Genomic DNA, 17,150 nt, shown 5'->3' with positions numbered 1-17,150 from the left:
TCAGCGCTGCTTCTTCAGATGCTCTTCCACATCCTTGGCCTCGTTGCCCACCGCCTTGACGGCGGCCTTGAGCTGTTCTTCCGAGACATTGAACTTCTTCGACCAGTCGCGCACTTCATAGTCCTCGCTGAGGCTGATGCGGGTACGATCCTGGCCGCCGGATTGGGATTTGTTGTCTGCCATGGTTGCTCCTTGGGGTTGAAAGTTAAGGCAAATTTGAACAAACCGTTCATGGTGAGCCGTGCCGAACCACGGACGTCTCTTTGTCGGCCAGGTCGTTCATCCTTCGACAGGCTCAGGACGAACGGAATCGACCGTTCGTGGTGAGCTTGTCGAACCATGGACGTCCTGCCCTAAAAAACCTCAAGCAGCCTTTTTTTGGGTCGCGGAAGCCCGTCCACTGCTCTTCTTCGCCGCCGCCTTGGCCGGCTCCTTCGCAGGCGCCTTGCCCCCGCGCAGGCTGCGCTGCAGCAGCGCCGTCAGATCCAGCACCTCGCCACCCTGCGGCGCTTCCTCTTCGGGCTCAATCACGGTGCGGCCCTCGCCGGCCTTGGCTTTCTTGGTCACCAGCTTCATGACTTGGTGGCGGAATTCATCCTTGAAATCCTCGGGGTCCCATTTCCCGGACATCTCGGCCACCAGCTGCTTGGCCATCTTCAGCTCGGCGGCGCTGATGCTCTTGCTGCCCTCGGGAGGCAGGTCCAGCGATTCCAGGGTCTTGACCTCATCGCCCCAGCGCAGCAGGTTCAGCACCAGCGCCGGACCCGAGGGCACCAGCGCCGCGAGATGCTGCTTGGTGGAGATGACCACCTTGGCCAGGCCGATCTTGCCGGTCGCGATCAGGGTCTCGCGCAGCAGCGCATACACCTTGTCGCTCTTGTTGATCGGCGCGACGTAGTAGGGCTTCTCGAGGAAGATGAAGGGCATCTCGCGGGCGTCGATGAAGCGCTCGATGTCGATGACCTGCGTCGTGCGGGGGAAGACCGCCTCGATCTCCTCGGGGCTGATCAGCACGTACTTGCCTTCCTCGTATTCGACGCCCTTGACGATGTTCTCGCGGTTGATCTCGCGGCCCGTGCGCTTGTTGATGCGCTTGTAGCCGACCGGGTCCATGGAGCGCTTGTCCAGCCAGTCGAAGTCCACCCCCTGCTCGGTGGCCGCGGTGTGCAGCCCCACGGGGATATGCACCAGGCCGAAGCTGATGGCGCCTTTCCAGAGAATGCGGCTTCCAGTGGCCATGCGGTGCGACTCCTTTGGGACTTCGTTTGGTCAAAGTGTGCGGCGGGCCTGTAGGGGCATCTGTAGGCCTTTGCTTGCATGCCCAGTAGGCGGCATGCCCTTCGCGTCCTTGCTGGATCGGCCTATGCTGGCGGCATGTCCAAGCTGCTGCGCTCCATTGCCGTCTATGTCGAGGAACCCAAGCGGGGCAGCTTCGCCTGGGTGCTGATCGAGCGCGAGAACGCCGACACCTGGCGCGAGATCGAGCGCGCCCACCACCATGCGGACAGCTACCACGGGGCCATGGCCGACGGGCTGCTGGCGCTGCAGGCCATGACCGAGGATCTGGACCAGGGGCCGCGCGAAAGCGCCGGACAGCGCTCGGCGGGCCATGCGGGCGGCGAAGCCAGCTTCTTTGGCTTCGGGCCCGCGCGCTGAAGCCTATTCCCCGTGCGGCAGGCGGCGCGGCGAGCGCCGGCCCAGCCACAGCGCCGCGGCCACTCCCAGCACGCCCAGCGCCACCACGGTGCCTGCCGCCTTCTGGTTGGCCTGGCGCTGGCCGCCGTCGATCTGCGTGCCCTTGGAGGCTTCGAACAGATTGCCGTCGGTGCGCGCGGCCGGATTCGCGCGCCCCAGCGCCCAGCGCATGGTGCGGTGCATGGTGGCGCCCACCCACTGCGGGGCAATGGCATGCGCCAGGCGGCCCGGAGCGGCGGCGGCGCCCACCCAGGTCAGGGCGCGCGGACGGTTCACCAGCGCCACCACGCAACGCGCCACGCGGCGCGGGTCGACCATGGGAATGCGCGGGCGGATGTTGCTGCCCGTGTAGTTGGCGCCATGCAGCAGGCCGGGCGAGTCGACGAAGGTCGGCGCCACGTCGCAGACATGCACCTTGGGCAGGTCGGACACTTCGGCGCGCAGCGCCTCGGACAGCCCGCGCAGCCCGAACTTGCTGGCGGTGTAGGCCGCGGCATAGGGCGCCGGCACCCAGCCGCCGATGGAGATCAGATTGATCAGCGTGCCGCGCCCGCGCTGGCGGAAGTGGCGCAGCGCGGCATGCGCGCCGTTCATGTGGCCGATGAGGTTGGATTCGACCACGCGGCGGTGCGCGGCCAGCGGCGTTTCATCGAACAGCCCCACGGCGCCGACGCCGACCCCGTTGATCCAGACATCGATATGCCGGTGCTGGGTGATCGCCGCCTGCGCCAGTTTTCCCACGGCCTCGGCATCGGTGACATCGGTGGGCACGACCAGCGCCGAGGCCGCGCCCGCGCTGCGGCAGGCCTCGGCCACGGGCTCGAGCGTGTCGGCGTCGCGCGCCGCCAGCACCAGGCGCGCGCCGCGCTCGGCAAAGGCCAGCGCGGTGGCATGCCCGATGCCGCTGGAGGCGCCGGTGATCACCACCACCAGCGGGGAATGGGCGGCGACGAGGCCGGCGGAATGGGGTTCTGCTTGAGTCATGGTGTGGTTCGGTGAAAAGGAGAAATGAGACGCTGCCGGGACGCCAATGCCCCGGCTGCTGGCGCTGCGGTGTTCATCAAAGGTTGTATGCGCCGTGCCGGGGCCGCGCTGTAGGACGGCGGCGAGAACCCGGGAAGTGCTCTGCGAAATGGGCGATAAAGGAAGCCCTTGCATCCCCCTGGAACCCCGTGCCGCCTCTGAAAACCCCCGACGGAAGATATATCGTGGTGCGCGGGCGCCTGTGGCGCACCAGCAATCCGCATCTGGATGAAGCGCAGCGCGCGGCGCTGGTGCATGCGCTGTCCGCCGCGCGCCGGGAAGTGAAGGCGGCGCTGGCGCAGGAAGATGCGCCGCGCCTGGCGGCGGCCCGCGCTGCAGTCCATCAGGCCAAGCTGGGCCTGGGCGAGCGCGGCGCGCCATGGTGGACCGATGGCGCGCCGGACTTCAACCGCTTCCTGGCAAAGAACACGCCCTATGCGCAGTGGTATGCGCAGTCGGGCGAGGGGGCCTAGCGCGGCAGGCCGATGCTCAGCACGTCGAAGGGCAGCAGGGGCGGCGGGTCCTTCTGCTTGTCGGTCTGGCCATTGACCACCATCAGCGCATTGTCGGCCATGGCCGCCGTCGTCGGGTACTTCAGCCGATGGTCGCGCAGGCGCTGCTCGACGCGCGCGCTGCCCCAGCCATTGGCCAGCGACACGCGCACCAGTTCGTCGTCGGCATTGCGCACCACATACAGCTCGTTGGCGCCGTTCAGCACCAGGCCGTCGCCGTTGACCAGCGAGCCGCCCTCGACGCGCACCTCGCTCACGGCGCGGTTGCCGGTGTCGATACGCCAGAGCTGGCCGGTGGCCTGCTGGATTGCGAGCAGCCAGCGGCCGTCGCTTGATGCCACGATGCCGTTGAAGTTGTACTGGTTGGGCTGGTAGCGCACGGGGGTGTTGCGCAGGTCCAGCCAGGGCTCCAGCACCATGGCGGCGCCGGGCGCGGCATTGATGCGCCACAGCACAGGACGGAACGAATCCGTCACATAGGCATGGGTCGAGGTCAGCACCAGGTCGTTGAGGAAAGGCTGGCCTTCCTTGGGACCTTTCACCACGGCCAGCGTGGCGGCGCGCTGAGGATCGACGATGGCCACGGCGTTGGACGGGCCGCCCGCAACCCACAGGCGTCCCGAGGCATCGACCTTCATGCCGTAGGCGTTCAGGCGCCCGGCCGAGCCGCCCATCTGCAGCATCTCGGCCTTGGTGGCGCCCTTGGCGATCTTGTAGATATGGCCTTCGGTGCTCGAGCCCACATAGGCGGTACCGTCGCGGCTGTCGATGGCAATGCCTTCGGGGAACACATTGGCGCCCTCGAAGATCGTGCGCCCCTGGACCATGCCCGGTGCGGTGGACTCGATGATGCCGCAGGCAATGCGGCCGCCGGAGTTGCCGGCCGGATCGCTGGCGTAGTCGTCCTCGCGCTCGTGCACGATCAGCGTGCGGCCCATGACCGAGGTCTTGCCCGGCTGCAGCGTCACATGCGGATTGGTGAAGCGCAGCGTGCCCTGGCGGTTGGCGCCGACCGAGATGTTCGGCGCCTCGCCGGCATGGGCCTCGTGCGGGGACTGGCCGGGGCGGCCGTGGTTGCGCGTCATGTGCGGATCGAAATGCCCGCCGGCGGCGCCAAAGGCAACGATCTGCCCGGTTGCGGCATCGGGGCCGGGGGAGCAGGCGCCATGGGCATGGATGTGGAAGCCATGCGGGCCGGGCGCCATGTCGCGCACTTCGATGGCGATTTCCACGCCGCCGCCATTGGGCAGCTCGCGCAGCATGGCGTTTCCGGCGGGCTGGCCGGCGGGAGTCATCAGCGCCACACGGGCCTGGGGCATCTGGGCCTGGGCCATCGGCGTCTGTGGCGTGGCGCTGCCCAGGGGGGCCGTGGTGGACACCGGCGCCGGCGTGCCGGCCGCGGGCATGTCGTAGTTGCCGCTGGCGGCGCAGCCGGCGAGAAGGGCGGCGATTGCAGAGACCAGCACGCTGCTGGCGGACACGAAGGGACGTTGTTTCATGGCGGCAGATTCCTGGAGTGTTCGTTGGGTGGGCACAGGCATTTACCGGCCCGCGTAGCGAATGCGGTAGATCACGCCGTTCTGGTCTTCGGCCAGCAGCAGCGAGCCGTCACGTGCCTGGACCAGGCCTGCCAGGCGGCCGAAGTGCGCCGGGCGCTGGGACTTGGCCTTTTCCGCGGGCGTGCCGGCCGCGCCGGGCTGATTCAGCGCCGGGGGCAGCTGCGACATCAGCCAGCCGGTGGCGAAATCCTCGCTGCCTTGCGGCTGGCCATTGGCGTCGAAGCGCACGCGCACCACCTTGTAGCCGCTGGGCTGCGAACGGTTCCAGGAACCGCGGAAGGCCACGAAGGCATCGCCGCGGTACTCGCTGGGGAACTGCTGCCCGGTGTAGAACACGAAGCCTAGGGGCGCGGCATGCGCGGTGTAGTGCAGCGCCGGCGCCGTCGTGGTGGGGCAGAAGTCGGCCTTGGTGGTCTGCGGCGGTTCGTTGAACTGGATCGGCGTGACCTTGCGGTCGCCCCAGCAGAAGGGCCAGCCATAGTGCTGGTTGGGCTTGATGGCGTTGAGTTCCTCGGGCGGCTCGTTGTCGCCCTGGAAGTCGGAGCCATGGTCGAAGCCGTAGAGCTGGCCGCTCGTGGGATGCCAGCCGAAGCCGATGGTGTTGCGCAGGCCCTTGGCGTAGATCTCGCGCGCCGAGCCATCGGGGCGCATGCGCAGCATGGTGGCCGATTCGGGGTTGGGCTCGCGGCAGTTGTTGCAGGTCGAGCCCACCGTCACATAGAGCCAGCCGTCGGGCCCGAAGTCCAGCGTGCGGTTGGGGTGCTGGCCGGCATCGGGCAGGTCGTCCACCAGCGTGGTGGTCATGCCCAGCGTGCCGTCGGGCAGCACCGGCGCCATCAGGATCTTCTTGTCGGTCACGGCATAGAGGCGGCCCTCGCGCAGCGCCAGGCCGTTCACGTACATGACGTTCTGCATCACGATCTTCTGCTCGTCGGCCTTGCCGTCGCCATTGGTGTCGCGCAGCAGCAGCACGTCGCCCTGCTCGCGGCGGCTGGCGTAGACATCGCCGTTCGGCGCCACCACCAGCCAGCGCACGTTCTTCAGGTCCTTGGCAAACACCGAGACGCTGAAGCCTGCGGGCACGCGCAGGTTGGGCAGGAGGTTTTCATTGAATGGCACAGGCGTGGGTTCGACCACACCAGCCGTGACCTGGACCGGGCCATCGCCAGGCTGCAATTGCGCGCTGGCGGAGACAGCAATTGCCGCGAGAAGCAGGCCAGCGGCGCTGGCCCGCAGGCGTTGGAAGTCCGAGGTGGGAGGGCGTTGTGTCATATGAAACGGAGGGTAAAAAGGGTTGAAGGGCCGTATCGGTCGCTACAGCGCTCTATCCTGCGCATGCATGGGCAAACCCGGGCAGGATCAGTTCTTGATGCTTTGTAGGACGCTGGCGGGGGCGGGAATTCAACAAACCGTTCGTTCTGATCCTGGGCTCGACGAAGGATCGAAAGATGGGCGGCGTACTCTTGAGCCTACGGGCGTCGTCCTGGATATTGGATCTGGAGACACCCTTCGACAGGCTCAGGGCGAACGGGGAAAGGGGCGTGCGAGGATCAGCGGACGGAGCCTGGAATGAAGCACGCCAGAAAACCGTTCGTCCCGAGCTTGCCTGGGCGGCCCCGTCGAAGGATGGACGGCCTGCCCTCAGACAGAACGCAGCCGCCGCCCGTCCCTCAGCCTCAAGCCTTCGGCATCTTCTCCAGCAGCTTGTCCAGCGTCACCGGATAGTCCCGCACGCGCACCCCGGTCGCGTTGTAGATCGCGTTGGCCACCGCCGCGCCCACGCCGCATAGGCCCAGCTCGCCCACGCCCTTGGCCTTCATGGGCGAGGAGATCGGGTCGGTCTCGTCGAGGAAGATCACCTGCATGTGCGGGATATCAGCATGCACCGGCACTTCATAGGCGGCGAGATCGTGGTTGACGAAGAAGCCCTTGCGCTTGTCCACGGCGAGGTCTTCCATCAGCGCACCGCCCACGCCCATGGTCATGGCGCCGATCACCTGGCTGCGCGCCGACTTGGGGTTGAGGATGCGGCCCGCGGCGCACACCGACAGCATGCGGCGCACGCGCACCTCGGCGGTGTAGGCATCGACGGCCACCTCGACGAAGTGGGCGCCGAAGGTCGACTGCTGGTAGCGCTTGTCCAGGTCGCCAAACTCGATGCTGTCGGCCACCGAAAAGCCCTTGTCGCCCGCGATCTCGGCCAGCGTCCGGCTCTGTCCGCCGGCGCGCACCATGCCCTCGGCGAACTCTGCATCCGCGGGGAAACCGGCGCGCTGCGCGATGGCCTCGCGCAACTTCATGCAGGCCGCGTACACGCCCGAAGTCGAACTATTGGCGCCCCACTGGCCGCCCGAGCCAGCGGAGACGGGAAAGCTCGAATCGCCCAGTTCGACCACCACGCGATCGAGCGGCACGCCCAGCATCTCCGCCGCGGTCTGCGCGATGATGGTGTAGCTGCCGGTGCCGATGTCGGTCATGTCGGTCTGCACCGTGACGATGCCGCGGTTGTCGAGCAGCACCCGCGCGCCCGACTTCATCACCAGGTTGTTGCGGAAGGCCGCCGCCATGCCGATGCCGATCCAGGCATCGCCCTCGCGCCGGCTGGCGGGCTTGGCGCTGCGCTCGGACCAGCCGAACTCCTTGGCGCCGGTGCGCAGGCATTCCACCAGGCGGCGCTGCGAAAAGCGGCGCTCGGGCTTGGACGGGTCGACCTGGGTGTCGTTGCGCACCCGGAACTCGATCGGGTCCATGCCAAGGCGCTCGGCCATTTCGTCGATGGCGATCTCCAGCACCATCATGCCCGGCGCCTCGCCCGGCGCGCGCATCGAATTGCCCTCTGGCAGATCGAGCACCGCCAGCCGCGTGCCGGTCAGGCGGTGCGCGCCGGCGTAGAGGAACTGCGTCTGCTGCGTCGCCTCCTCGGGCTCGCCGCCGGGCAGATTGCCGGACCAGCTTTCATGCGCGATGGCGGTGATCTCGCCGCTTTTGGACGCGCCCAGGCGCACGCGCTGGATGGTTGCCGGGCGGTGCGTGGTGTTGTTGGCGATCAGCGGGCGCTGCAGCGTCACCTTGACCGGGCGCTGCGCGATGCGCGCGCCCAGGGCGGCCAGCAGCACATCGGTGCGCAGGAACAGCTTGCCGCCGAAGCCGCCGCCGATATAGGGCGAGATCAGGTGCACGCGGTCCTTGGGGATGCCCAGCGTCTTCGCCAGGTCGCTGGCGAACCAGTCCACCATCTGGCTGGAGGTCCACACCGTGAGCCGCTCGCCGCGCCACATCGCCGTGGTGGCATGCGGCTCCATCATCGCGTGCGACTGGTCCGGCGTGGAGTAGGTCTGGTCCAGCTGCACCTCGGCGCGCGCGAAGGCGCTGTTGAAATCGCCGACCTTCTTGTCCTTGTCGATGGTCTTGGCGCCAGAGCTGCGCGCCTGCTCCAGGTCGTATTTGCCGGCCGTGCTTTCGTAGCGCACTTCCAGCAGCTTTGCGGCGCTGCGCGCCTGCTCGAAGGTTTCGGCCACCACCAGCGCCACGGCCTGGTGGTAATGCTCGACATTCGGTCCGGCCAGCAGCCTGGCGATGTTCTTCTCGCCCTTGCCCAGCTTGCCGGCGTTCCTGGCGGTGACGATGGCGATCACTCCGGGCGCGGCCTCGGCGCGGCTCTGGTCGATGGAGGCGATGCGGCCCTTGGCCACCGTGGCGCCCACGACGTAGCCATAGGCGGCGTCGGGCGCCACATCGTGGCGTTCGTAGGCATAGGGCGCGGTGCCGGTGGTCTTGAACGGCCCGTCGATGCGGTCCACGGGCTGGCCGACGACCTTGAGCTGGTCGATCGGGTTGGTGGTGGCGGGGGTGTCGAATTTCATGCTTGGCTCCGTGCGGTGGCGAGCACGGCATCCAGCGTGCGCTCGACCAGCGTGATCTTGAAGGCGTTGTGCTCGGTAGGGCGGGCGCCGGCCAGCAGCAGGCTGCTGGCGGCTTTCGCGCCCTGGGGCAGCGCCTGGTCGGCAGCCTCGACGCGCCACGGCTTGTGCGCCACGCCGCCCAGCGCCACGCGGCCCGAGCCGTCGGGCTGCAGCACCGCGGCCACGGACACCAGCGCGAACGCATAGGAGGAGCGGTCGCGCACCTTACGGTAGATGTGCTTGCCGCCCAGCGGCGCGGGCAGGGTCACCGCGGTGATCAGCTCGCCCGGCGCCAGCGCGGTCTCGATATGCGGCGTATTGCCCGGCAGCCGGTGGAAGTCGGCGATGGGAATGGTGCGGCGCGCGCCGTTCGGCTGCAGCGTCTCGACGCCCGCGTCCAGCAGGCGCATGGCCACCGCCATGTCGCTGGGGTGCGTGGCGATGCAGGCCTCGCTCGAACCCACCACGGCGTGCTGGCGGCTGATGCCGCCGATGGCCGAGCAGCCGCTGCCCGGCTCGCGCTTGTTGCAGGGCTGGGCGGTGTCGTAGAAATAGGGGCAGCGCGTGCGCTGCAGCAGGTTGCCGGCCGTCGTTGCCTGGTTGCGCAGCTGGCCCGAGGCACCGGCCAGGAGCGCGCGCGACAGCACGCCATAGTCGCGGCGCACGCGTGCGTCGGCCGCGAGATCGGTGTTGCGCACCAGCGCGCCGATGCGCAGGCCGCCTTCGGCCGTGGCTTCGATCTTGTCGAGACCCAGGCCGTTGACGTCGATCAGGTGCTGGGGCGTCTCGATCTCCAGCTTCATCAGGTCCAGCAGATTGGTGCCGCCGGCAATGAAGCGGGCGCCGGGCGTGCGCGCGGCCGCGGCCAGCGCCTGTGCGGGCGAGGCCGCGCGTTCATAGGTGAAGGCCTTCATGCTTTCACCCCGCCGACTTCGCTGATCGCATCGATGATGTTGCTGTAGGCGCCGCAGCGGCAGATATTGCCGCTCATGCGCTCGCGCAGTTCGGCGGCCGACAGCAGCGGCTGGGCCGTGAGGTCCGCCGTGACATGGCTGGGAATGCCCTGCTTGACCTCCTGCAGCACGGCTGCCGCGGAGCAGATCTGCCCGGGCGTGCAGTAGCCGCACTGGTAGCCGTCGTGCTTGACGAAGGCTTCCTGCAGCGGGTGCATCTGCCCGGGCTGGCCCAGGCCCTCGATGGTGGTGACTTCGGAGCCCTCCTGCATGACGGCCAGCGTCAGGCAGGAATTGATGCGCCGCCCGTTGACGATCACCGTGCAGGCGCCGCACTGGCCGTGGTCGCAGCCCTTCTTGGTGCCCGTGAGGTGCAGGTGTTCGCGCAGTGCATCGAGCAAGGTGGTGCGCGGGTCGACGGCCAGGCGCTGTTCCTTGCCATTGACCTTGAGATGGACGGACATCGGCACGCCGGGGCGGCCGTTCTCCGCGGGAGCGGCCGGGGCGGAGGCGGGCGCGGCGGACGCGGCCAGCTGCGCAGGCACCGTCAGCGAGACGGCACCGGTCTGCAGCAGGCCGCGCCGCGACAGGGTGAATTCGGCGGGGTGATTCATGGGCGTGGGTCCTTGGTCTGGCCGGCCTTTGCTGCAAGCGCAAGGCCGGAATGGTTGTGAACCCATCCTAAAGGCGGGTTTTTACCAATCACGTCAGAAACCACCCCGTCCTGCGCCCGATTTCCGGTGGCTAGCGCAGCAGTTCGGTGAAGCGCGCCTGCACCCAGTTCGCCGCCGGGCCGGGCTGCCAGCCCTGGCACCAGAGCACGCGCACCGACAGCTGCGGCAGCGCCAGCGACGGGCAGTCCAACTGCTGCAGCGGCTGGCGATAGGAGTCATGGGTCGCGATGTTGACCGGAAGGATAGCCCAGCCCAGGTCATAGGCGACCATCCGCGCCAGCGCGTAGAAGCTGTCCGCGCGCCAGACCTTGGGACTGTAGGCGGTCTCGTGCACGTCATCGGCATGCAGGATCAGCTGGCGGTAGGGCACCAGGTCCCTGCGCTGCACCGTCTCGTTCCTGGTGAGCGGGTGGCCCATGGGCACGAACAGGCCCTGGGAAACGGTGCCCATGTGGCGCTGGTCGAAGCGTGCGGGGAGGGCGCCGCGCACGAAGTGGATCGCCATCTGCGCGCGCTGCTGGTCGACGTACTCCGCCACCTCGGTGGCCGTGCCGTTGAGCAGCGTCAGCTCGAGATCGGGAAAACGCTGCGCGATCTCGCGGATCAGCGTCCCCACCGCGGTGTCGGGCAGGGCCTCGTCCAGCGCCAGCGTGAGCTTGGCCTCGCCGCCGGCGCTGAGCGACAGCGCGCGCTGCTCCAGCGACTGCCCCTGGCGCAGCAGTTCGCGCGCTTCCAGCAGCAGCAATGCGCCGGCATCGGTGAGCTGCGCATTGCGCCGCGAGCGGTCGAACAGTTCCACACCCAGGTCGGCTTCCAGCAGCCCGATGGCCGTGCTGACGGCCGATTGCGCACGCCCCAGCCGGCGCGCGGCTTCGCTGAACGAGCCGCTTTCGGCCGTCAGCACGAACTGTCGAAGCTGGTCGAGGGTCCACTGCATGGCGCGTTATATCAATTTTTTAGATGGATGTTGACTTTTTCGATTCCGATGGAGCTTGGAAAATTCCCTCAACGCGCTGCAAGCCCGTGCCAACCCACTGACCGATGCGCCCTTTTCCACATGGAGGATTGCCATGACCTTGCGTCCCTGGATCTTTTTGCTGGCCGCCGTCGCCACCGAGATTGTCGGTGTCAGCGTCATGAAGCTGGTGTCGCAGGAGACGGCCTGGACGGCGCTGCTGTTCATGTACCTGATGATCGGCCTGTCGTTCTTCCTGCTGGCCACGGCCATGGAGCATATCCCCATGGCAGTGACCTATGCCACCTGGGAAACGCTGGGCCTTGCGGCCGTGGCCTTCATCGGCTGGCAGTTCTTTGGCGAAAGCCTGGGAGCTTTGAAGCTGCTGGGCATGGCGCTGCTGATGGCGGGCGTGGTGCTGGTCAACGCGGGCGGCCACGCGGCAAAGGAGTGACGCATGCAGAACGCCCAATTCATCCATTACGCCTTCATGGGGCTAGCAGTGCTGCTGGAAGTGGCCGCCAACGTGTTCATCAAATGCTCGGCCGGCTGGCGCCGCAAGGTCTGGGGCGTGCTGGGCATTGGCTGCGTGCTGGCGTCCTTCACCGCGCTGTCGCAGGCCGTCAAGGGCATCGACCTGTCCGTGGCCTATGCGCTGTGGGGCGGCACCGGCATCGTGCTCACCACTGCCGCCGGCCGGCTGTTCTTCCAGCAGGCACTGGCGCGCCGCGGCTGGGCGGGCATTGCGCTGATCGTGCTGGGCGTGCTGCTGCTCAAGTTGTCCTGAGCCTGGCTTCCCTGTCTTCCATCGAAGGAGTCCCCATGCGAGCCATCCGCCCCTTTTTCCTTCCCATGACCGCGAGGTGCCCATGATCCTGAGTCTGCTGATCATCCTCGCCCTGCTAGGCGCGGCCTGCATGGCCCGGTGCCGCAAGCGGATGGGGCAGATGCTGTACGCGCTGGCGCTGGGGCTGTTCTTCGCCGTGGGCTGCGGCGTGGTTCCCGCGTGGCTGTTGCAGGATCTGCAAAGCGCATACGAGGTCAAGCCATCCCATGCCTGGGGCCAGCGCAATGCCATCGTGGTGCTGGGCGGAGGCATGGAGCGCGTCGCAGCGACCGGCGGCCTGGAGCCCGGCCTGTTCTCCTATGCACGCCTGGTCGAGGCTGCCGCCTTGCAGCGCGAATGCGTGCGCAGCGGCGGGCAGTGCAAGATCCTTTTGAGCGGAGGCGACGCGCAGCGCACCGGAAGCTCCGAGGCCATGGTCTACCGCCAGGCGTTGCTGGCGCTCGGCCTGGCGGGCGACGATGTGCTGATCGAGCCCATCAGCATGAGCACTTGGCAGCATGCGCGCTACGCCAGTGACGTGCTGCAGCACTTCTGTGCCGACCATGTGGTGCTGGTGTCCTCGGGCGTGCACCTGCGCCGCAGCCAGCTGTATTTCGCGCATTTCGGCATCGAGGCCACGCAGGTACGCGCGGACTACCTGTGCGCGCAGAAGTCGCTGCTGCCACGGCCACACAATTTCGTGCTGGCCGATGCCGCGCTGCATGAGTACCTGGAGATCGCACGCTACAGGATCTACATCGCGCTCGGCGAGAGGGCGCCGCCGCCCGCGCGGCTTGCGGCGGGCTAGGGCATGCGCCCGGCGAGGATCGTCAACCTTCGGCATTGGATGACGCGCAGGGCGCCGCGGGCTGTGGATACTGGGACCAGAACGGAGGTCCCGCTTGTCCACCAAATCCTCGCCACAACCCAATGCTTTCATCCAGGTCCGCGGCGCCCGTGAGCACAATCTCAAGGACGTCGATGTGGACATCCCCCGCAACGCCCTGGTTGTCTTCACCGGCGTCTCGGGCTCGGGCAAGTCATCCCTGGCCTTCGGCACCATCTACGCCGAGGCGCAGCGCCGCTACTTCGAGTCGGTGGCGCCGTATGCGCGAAGGCTCATCGACCAGGTCGGCGTGCCGCAGGTGGAGAGCATCGAGGGCCTGCCACCGGCGGTGGCGCTGCAGCAGCAGCGCGGCGCGGCCACGGCGCGCTCCTCGGTGGGCAGCGTCACGACCATCTCCAGCCTGGTGCGCATGCTGTATTCGCGCGCCGGCACCTACCCCCGGGGCCTGCCGCTGCTGGTGGCCACCGAGTTCTCCCCCAACATGCCGCAGGGCGCCTGCCCGCATTGCCATGGCCTGGGGCGCATCTACGACGTGAACGAGGCGTCGATGGTGCCCGACGACTCGCTCACGCTGCGCGAACGCGCCGTGGCCGCCTGGCCCGGCGCCTGGCAGTTCCAGAACCTGAAAGACATCCTGACCAGCCTGGGGCACGACATCGACGTGCCCTGGCGCGACCTGCCGAAGAAGCTGCGCGACTGGATCCTGTTCACCGACGAGCAGCCGCAGGTGCCGGTGTACGCCGGCCTGCCGCTGGCCGAGGTGCAGCGGCTGCGCCGCGCCAAGCAGCCGCCGAGCTACATGGGCACCTTCATCGGCGCGCGCCGCTATGTGATGCAGACCTTCGCCACCAGCCAGAGCGCGATGATGAAGCGCAAGGTGGCGCAGTTCATGGTGGGCACGGCCTGCCCGGTGTGCCATGGCAAGCGGCTCAAGCCCGAGGCGCTGTCCATCACTTTCGACGGCCTCGATATAGGCGACTTCACGCACCTGCCGCTGGACACCCTCGCCGAGCGGCTGCGCCCCTTTGCGGAGGGCGCGGGCGCTGACCTCCCGCCGGAAAAGCAACTGGTCGCCCAGCGCATCGCGCAGGAGCTGCTGGGACGCATTGGCGCATTGACCGGGCTGGGCCTGGGCTACCTGTCGCTCGACCGCGCCACGCCCACGCTGTCGCCCGGCGAGCTGCAGCGCCTGCGCCTGGCGACGCAGCTGGCGTCGCAGCTGTTTGGCGTGGTCTATGTGCTCGACGAACCCTCGGCCGGCCTGCATCCCGCTGACAGCGAGGCGCTGCTGACGGCGCTGCTGCGCCTCAAGGCCGCCGGCAACTCGATCTTCGTGGTGGAGCACGACATCGCCACCATGCGCCGCGCCGACTGGCTGGTGGACGTGGGGCCCGACGCCGGCGAGCGCGGCGGGCGGGTGCTCTACAGCGGGGCGCCCTCCGGCCTCGCAAAGATCTCCGAATCCCGCACCCGGAAATATCTTTTTGCCACCGACGCGCGGCCCAGCCGCTCCCGGCGCGCGCCCCGGGACTGGCTCCTGCTGCAGGGCGTGCAGCGCAACAACCTGCACGGCATCGATGCCGCCTTTCCCATCGGCTGCCTGACCTCCGTGACCGGCGTGTCGGGATCGGGCAAGTCCAGCCTGGTGAGCCAGGCGCTGCTGGAGCTTGTCAGCGCGCACCTCGGGCAGCGCCCGCCGGTCGCGCAGGAGGAGAGTCCCGACGATATGCCGCCCGATGCATCAGCGGGCGATGACGACCCGGGCGCGCTGTCCGCCGTGGACGATGCCATGCGCGGCACGCTGGGCGGCGCCACCGACCAGATCCGCCGGCTGGTGCTGGTCGATCAAAAGCCCATCGGCCGCACGCCGCGCTCCAATCTGGCAACCTACACCGGCCTGTTCGATGCCGTGCGCAAATTGTTTGCCGCAACTCCCGCTGCGCGCAAGAAGCACTTCGATGCAGGACGCTTTTCCTTCAATGTCGCCAAGGGCCGCTGCCCGACCTGCGAAGGCGAGGGCTTCGTGAAAGTGGAGCTGGCCTTCCTGCCGATGGCCTACGCGCCGTGCACGACCTGCCATGGCGCGCGCTACAACCCCGAGACCCTGGCCGTCACCTGGAACGGCTTGAGCATCGCCGATGTGCTCGGCCTGACGGTGGAAGCCGCCTGCGAGGCCTTTGCCTCGGAGCCGGCGGTGCTGCGCCCGCTGCAGGTGCTGCGCGACATCGGCCTGGGCTATCTGCGCCTGGGCCAGCCGGCCACCGAGCTCTCGGGCGGCGAGGCCCAGCGCATCAAGCTGGCGACCGAATTGCAGCGCACGCAGCGCGGCCATACGCTGTATGTGCTCGATGAACCCACCACGGGGCTGCACCCGGCCGATATCGACCGCCTGCTGCAGCAGCTCGATGCCTTCGTGCAGGCCGGCAACACCGTCGTGGTGGTCGAGCACGACATGCATTTCGTCGCGCGCAGCGACTGGGTGATCGACATGGGGCCGGGCGCGGGCGCCCAGGGTGGCAGCATCGTCGCCAGCGGCACGCCGGAGGAGGTGGCGCGGCATCGGGGTTCGCGCACGGCGCCGTATCTGGCGCAAAGCCTGGCTGGGCGTTGACGCCGCGACTGCAGGCCAGCGGCGCAGTCAGATAAAGCGCGGGAGCGCTTCGTCCTGCGCCCGAAACGGTTAGGCTTGCGCCCTGCCTGCGAAGACTGGCTATTGCCCGCAGGCGCCTGTCTCGAGCCCGACCATGCCCTCTACTTCCGCTTCCATCCGCACCACCCACCTGCGCCTGCTCGGCATGGCCGCGCTCTGGGGCGCCTCCTGGCCCTGGGGCCGGGTGATCGCCCAGACCATGCCGCCACTGGCCGCCGCCAGCCTGCGTTTCGTCCTTGCCAGCCTGGCGCTGCTGCTGTGGATGCATTGGCGCGGCGGCCTGCAGCCCTTGCTGCGCCTGACCTCAAAGCAGTGGCTGGGCCTGGCCTGCGCCGCGGCGTTCGGCGTGCTGGGGTATTCCACCTTTTTCATGCTGGGCGTGCAGCTGGTGCCGGCCGGCAAGGCCTCGATCGTGGTGACGCTCAACCCCGCGGCCACGCTGCTGCTGGCGGCGCTGCTGTTTGGCGAGCGGCTCAACGCGCGCATCGCGCTGGGCATGGTGCTGGCCGTGGTCGGCGCCTGGATCGCCATTGCCGGCGGCGTCTCCATGGACAGCTGGCTGGAGCATTCCGGCCGCGGCGAGCTGCTGCTGCTGGGCTGCGTTGCCAGCTGGGTGGCCTATACCCTGATCGGGCGCGTGGTGCTCAAGGGGCTGGACGCGCTGACCACGACCACCGTCACCTCGCTGATCGGCGCCGCGATGCTGGGCGGCACGAGCCTGGCCATGGAAGGCACCGCCAGCTGGGGCCGCCTGGCCGCCACGCCCTGGACCTCCTGGGCCTGCCTGGCAGCGCTGGCGCTGGGCGCGACGGCGGTGGCCTACGCCTGGTTCTTCGACGGCGTGAAGACCCTGGGCGCAGGGGCCGCGGCCGGCTATATCTCGCTGGTGCCGGTGTTCGGCATCCTGTTTTCCAGCCTCTGGCTGGGTGAGGCGCTGCATCCTTCGCTGCTGATCGGTGGCGGCATTGCGGTGGCGGGCATGGCAATCATGCACTTCGCGCGCTACGGCTGGCCGCGGCGCCAGATCGCGGCGGCAAACACCTGAAGTTCGAACCGCCGAAGGGGTCGTCATGGCAGCACAGTTTCACTGGTCCCGGCTGGAATCGCTCACCGCCCTCGAGCTGCATGAGATCCTCATGGCGCGGGTCGCGGTATTTGTCGTCGAGCAGAACTGCCCGTACCAGGAGGTGGACGACATGGACCGTCAGGCCTGGCATCTGCGCATGCGCCTGGAGGGGGAGCTTGCGGCCTATATCCGGGTCGTGGACCCGGGGGTGAAGTATCCCGAGCCTTCCATCGGCCGCGTCATGACGCTGCCAAGGTTCCGAGGCCACCGGCTGGGCCGGGCGTTGATGGCAGAAGCCATCCGTTTCACGGAGCTGCAATACCCTGGCGCGGCAATACAGATCGGCGCGCAGGTCTATCTGCGGAGGTTCTATGGGTCGTTTGGCTTCGACGCCGTGGGCGAAGCTTATGACGAAGATGGCATCCCGCATGTCGATATGCTGCGGGCTGCCGGCAGCACGCCGCATCCGACCGGCGCATAGAATCACG

The 17,150-nt window shown here is 68.2% G+C and carries 17 protein-coding genes; 8 read left to right on the top strand and 9 right to left on the bottom strand.

The features are described 5' to 3' along the window. On the bottom strand, positions 1-183 hold the full coding sequence (locus M9799_RS18080) for a DUF3606 domain-containing protein (RefSeq protein ID WP_231043848.1): 183 nt from the start codon (positions 181-183) through the stop codon (positions 1-3). A gap of 180 nt (positions 184-363) precedes the next feature. Next, positions 364-1,239: a non-homologous end joining protein Ku gene (gene ku / locus M9799_RS18075; protein ID WP_231043849.1), complete on the bottom strand. Its 876-nt coding sequence runs from the start codon at positions 1,237-1,239 to the stop codon at positions 364-366. Between the two features lie 135 nt (positions 1,240-1,374). Between ku and M9799_RS18070 the strand changes: the two genes are divergently transcribed. Then, positions 1,375-1,656 carry a hypothetical protein gene (locus tag M9799_RS18070; protein WP_231043850.1) on the top strand — a complete coding sequence of 94 codons (282 nt, stop codon included), beginning with the start codon at positions 1,375-1,377 and terminating at the stop codon, positions 1,654-1,656. 3 nt (positions 1,657-1,659) lie between these two features. On the opposite strand, the gene M9799_RS18065 is transcribed toward M9799_RS18070, so the two are convergent. Next, positions 1,660-2,679, bottom strand: coding sequence for an SDR family oxidoreductase (locus tag M9799_RS18065; RefSeq protein ID WP_231043851.1), 1,020 nt, complete (start codon positions 2,677-2,679; stop codon positions 1,660-1,662). A 188-nt stretch (positions 2,680-2,867) separates the two neighbouring features. On the opposite strand from M9799_RS18065, the gene M9799_RS18060 reads away from it, so the two are divergent. Continuing rightward, complete coding sequence (locus M9799_RS18060) at positions 2,868-3,191, top strand: hypothetical protein (protein ID WP_231043852.1); 324 nt, start codon at positions 2,868-2,870, stop codon at positions 3,189-3,191. Here the strand turns inward: M9799_RS18060 and M9799_RS18055 are convergent. From M9799_RS18055 to M9799_RS18030, 6 genes are all read right to left on the bottom strand, one after another. After that, the gene (locus tag M9799_RS18055; protein ID WP_231043853.1) at positions 3,188-4,729 is read right to left on the bottom strand and encodes a superoxide dismutase family protein; all 1,542 of its coding nucleotides are present in this window, start codon (positions 4,727-4,729) and stop codon (positions 3,188-3,190) included. The two genes, M9799_RS18060 and M9799_RS18055, sit on opposite strands and share 4 nt — an antisense overlap. Positions 4,730-4,771: 42 nt before the next feature. Continuing rightward, positions 4,772-6,061: a PQQ-dependent sugar dehydrogenase gene (locus M9799_RS18050; protein WP_231043854.1), complete on the bottom strand. Its 1,290-nt coding sequence runs from the start codon at positions 6,059-6,061 to the stop codon at positions 4,772-4,774. 404 nt (positions 6,062-6,465) lie between these two features. Continuing rightward, positions 6,466-8,652 (bottom strand): aldehyde oxidoreductase molybdenum-binding subunit PaoC, encoded by a 2,187-nt coding sequence (gene paoC, locus M9799_RS18045; RefSeq protein ID WP_231043855.1) that lies wholly within the window; start codon positions 8,650-8,652, stop codon positions 6,466-6,468. Next, positions 8,649-9,605, bottom strand: coding sequence for an FAD binding domain-containing protein (locus M9799_RS18040; protein WP_231043856.1), 957 nt, complete (start codon positions 9,603-9,605; stop codon positions 8,649-8,651). The genes paoC and M9799_RS18040 overlap by 4 nt, the downstream gene beginning before the upstream one ends. After that, positions 9,602-10,258: an aldehyde dehydrogenase iron-sulfur subunit PaoA gene (gene paoA, locus M9799_RS18035; protein WP_231043857.1), complete on the bottom strand. Its 657-nt coding sequence runs from the start codon at positions 10,256-10,258 to the stop codon at positions 9,602-9,604. Before paoA ends, M9799_RS18040 begins: the two co-directional genes overlap by 4 nt. 130 nt (positions 10,259-10,388) lie before the next feature. Further along, the gene (locus M9799_RS18030; RefSeq protein ID WP_231043858.1) at positions 10,389-11,255 is read right to left on the bottom strand and encodes a LysR family transcriptional regulator; all 867 of its coding nucleotides are present in this window, start codon (positions 11,253-11,255) and stop codon (positions 10,389-10,391) included. 133 nt (positions 11,256-11,388) lie between these two features. Here M9799_RS18030 and M9799_RS18025 point away from each other — a divergent pair, with 133 nt between their 5' ends. From M9799_RS18025 to M9799_RS18000, 6 genes are all read left to right on the top strand, one after another. After that, positions 11,389-11,727, top strand: coding sequence for a DMT family transporter (locus tag M9799_RS18025; RefSeq protein ID WP_231043859.1), 339 nt, complete (start codon positions 11,389-11,391; stop codon positions 11,725-11,727). A gap of 3 nt (positions 11,728-11,730) precedes the next feature. Further along, positions 11,731-12,060, top strand: coding sequence for a multidrug/spermidine efflux SMR transporter subunit MdtI (gene mdtI / locus M9799_RS18020; protein WP_231043860.1), 330 nt, complete (start codon positions 11,731-11,733; stop codon positions 12,058-12,060). Positions 12,061-12,142: 82 nt separating this feature from the next. Then, positions 12,143-12,907 carry a YdcF family protein gene (locus M9799_RS18015; protein ID WP_231043861.1) on the top strand — a complete coding sequence of 255 codons (765 nt, stop codon included), beginning with the start codon at positions 12,143-12,145 and terminating at the stop codon, positions 12,905-12,907. A gap of 94 nt (positions 12,908-13,001) precedes the next feature. Then, a complete protein-coding gene (locus M9799_RS18010) occupies positions 13,002-15,557 on the top strand; it encodes an excinuclease ABC subunit UvrA (RefSeq protein WP_231043862.1) in 2,556 nt (851 codons plus the stop codon). Between the two features lie 133 nt (positions 15,558-15,690). Continuing rightward, positions 15,691-16,641, top strand: a complete 951-nt coding sequence (locus M9799_RS18005; RefSeq protein ID WP_231043863.1) for a DMT family transporter — start codon at positions 15,691-15,693, stop codon at positions 16,639-16,641. A 25-nt stretch (positions 16,642-16,666) separates the two neighbouring features. Then, the gene (locus M9799_RS18000; RefSeq protein ID WP_231043864.1) at positions 16,667-17,143 is read left to right on the top strand and encodes a GNAT family N-acetyltransferase; all 477 of its coding nucleotides are present in this window, start codon (positions 16,667-16,669) and stop codon (positions 17,141-17,143) included. Positions 17,144-17,150: the final 7 nt, after the last annotated feature.

The organism is Comamonas endophytica (assembly GCF_023634805.2).
GTDB classification, from domain to species: Bacteria; Pseudomonadota; Gammaproteobacteria; order Burkholderiales; family Burkholderiaceae_C; genus Comamonas; species Comamonas endophytica.
This window is presented reverse-complemented; position numbering and strand designations above follow the sequence as displayed.

Coding starts and splice junctions, on each gene's coding strand:
- M9799_RS18065 (WP_231043851.1), bottom strand. CDS start 2,679: ATGACTCAAGCAGAACCCCATTCCGCCGGCCTCGTCGCCGCCCATTCC.
- M9799_RS18055 (WP_231043853.1), bottom strand. CDS start 4,729: ATGAAACAACGTCCCTTCGTGTCCGCCAGCAGCGTGCTGGTCTCTGCA.
- M9799_RS18070 (WP_231043850.1), top strand. CDS start 1,375: ATGTCCAAGCTGCTGCGCTCCATTGCCGTCTATGTCGAGGAACCCAAG.
- M9799_RS18030 (WP_231043858.1), bottom strand. CDS start 11,255: ATGCAGTGGACCCTCGACCAGCTTCGACAGTTCGTGCTGACGGCCGAA.
- M9799_RS18000 (WP_231043864.1), top strand. CDS start 16,667: ATGGCAGCACAGTTTCACTGGTCCCGGCTGGAATCGCTCACCGCCCTC.
- M9799_RS18080 (WP_231043848.1), bottom strand. CDS start 183: ATGGCAGACAACAAATCCCAATCCGGCGGCCAGGATCGTACCCGCATC.
- M9799_RS18015 (WP_231043861.1), top strand. CDS start 12,143: ATGATCCTGAGTCTGCTGATCATCCTCGCCCTGCTAGGCGCGGCCTGC.
- paoC (WP_231043855.1), bottom strand. CDS start 8,652: ATGAAATTCGACACCCCCGCCACCACCAACCCGATCGACCAGCTCAAG.
- M9799_RS18005 (WP_231043863.1), top strand. CDS start 15,691: ATGCCCTCTACTTCCGCTTCCATCCGCACCACCCACCTGCGCCTGCTC.
- M9799_RS18025 (WP_231043859.1), top strand. CDS start 11,389: ATGACCTTGCGTCCCTGGATCTTTTTGCTGGCCGCCGTCGCCACCGAG.
- ku (WP_231043849.1), bottom strand. CDS start 1,239: ATGGCCACTGGAAGCCGCATTCTCTGGAAAGGCGCCATCAGCTTCGGC.
- M9799_RS18040 (WP_231043856.1), bottom strand. CDS start 9,605: ATGAAGGCCTTCACCTATGAACGCGCGGCCTCGCCCGCACAGGCGCTG.
- M9799_RS18050 (WP_231043854.1), bottom strand. CDS start 6,061: ATGACACAACGCCCTCCCACCTCGGACTTCCAACGCCTGCGGGCCAGC.
- paoA (WP_231043857.1), bottom strand. CDS start 10,258: ATGAATCACCCCGCCGAATTCACCCTGTCGCGGCGCGGCCTGCTGCAG.
- mdtI (WP_231043860.1), top strand. CDS start 11,731: ATGCAGAACGCCCAATTCATCCATTACGCCTTCATGGGGCTAGCAGTG.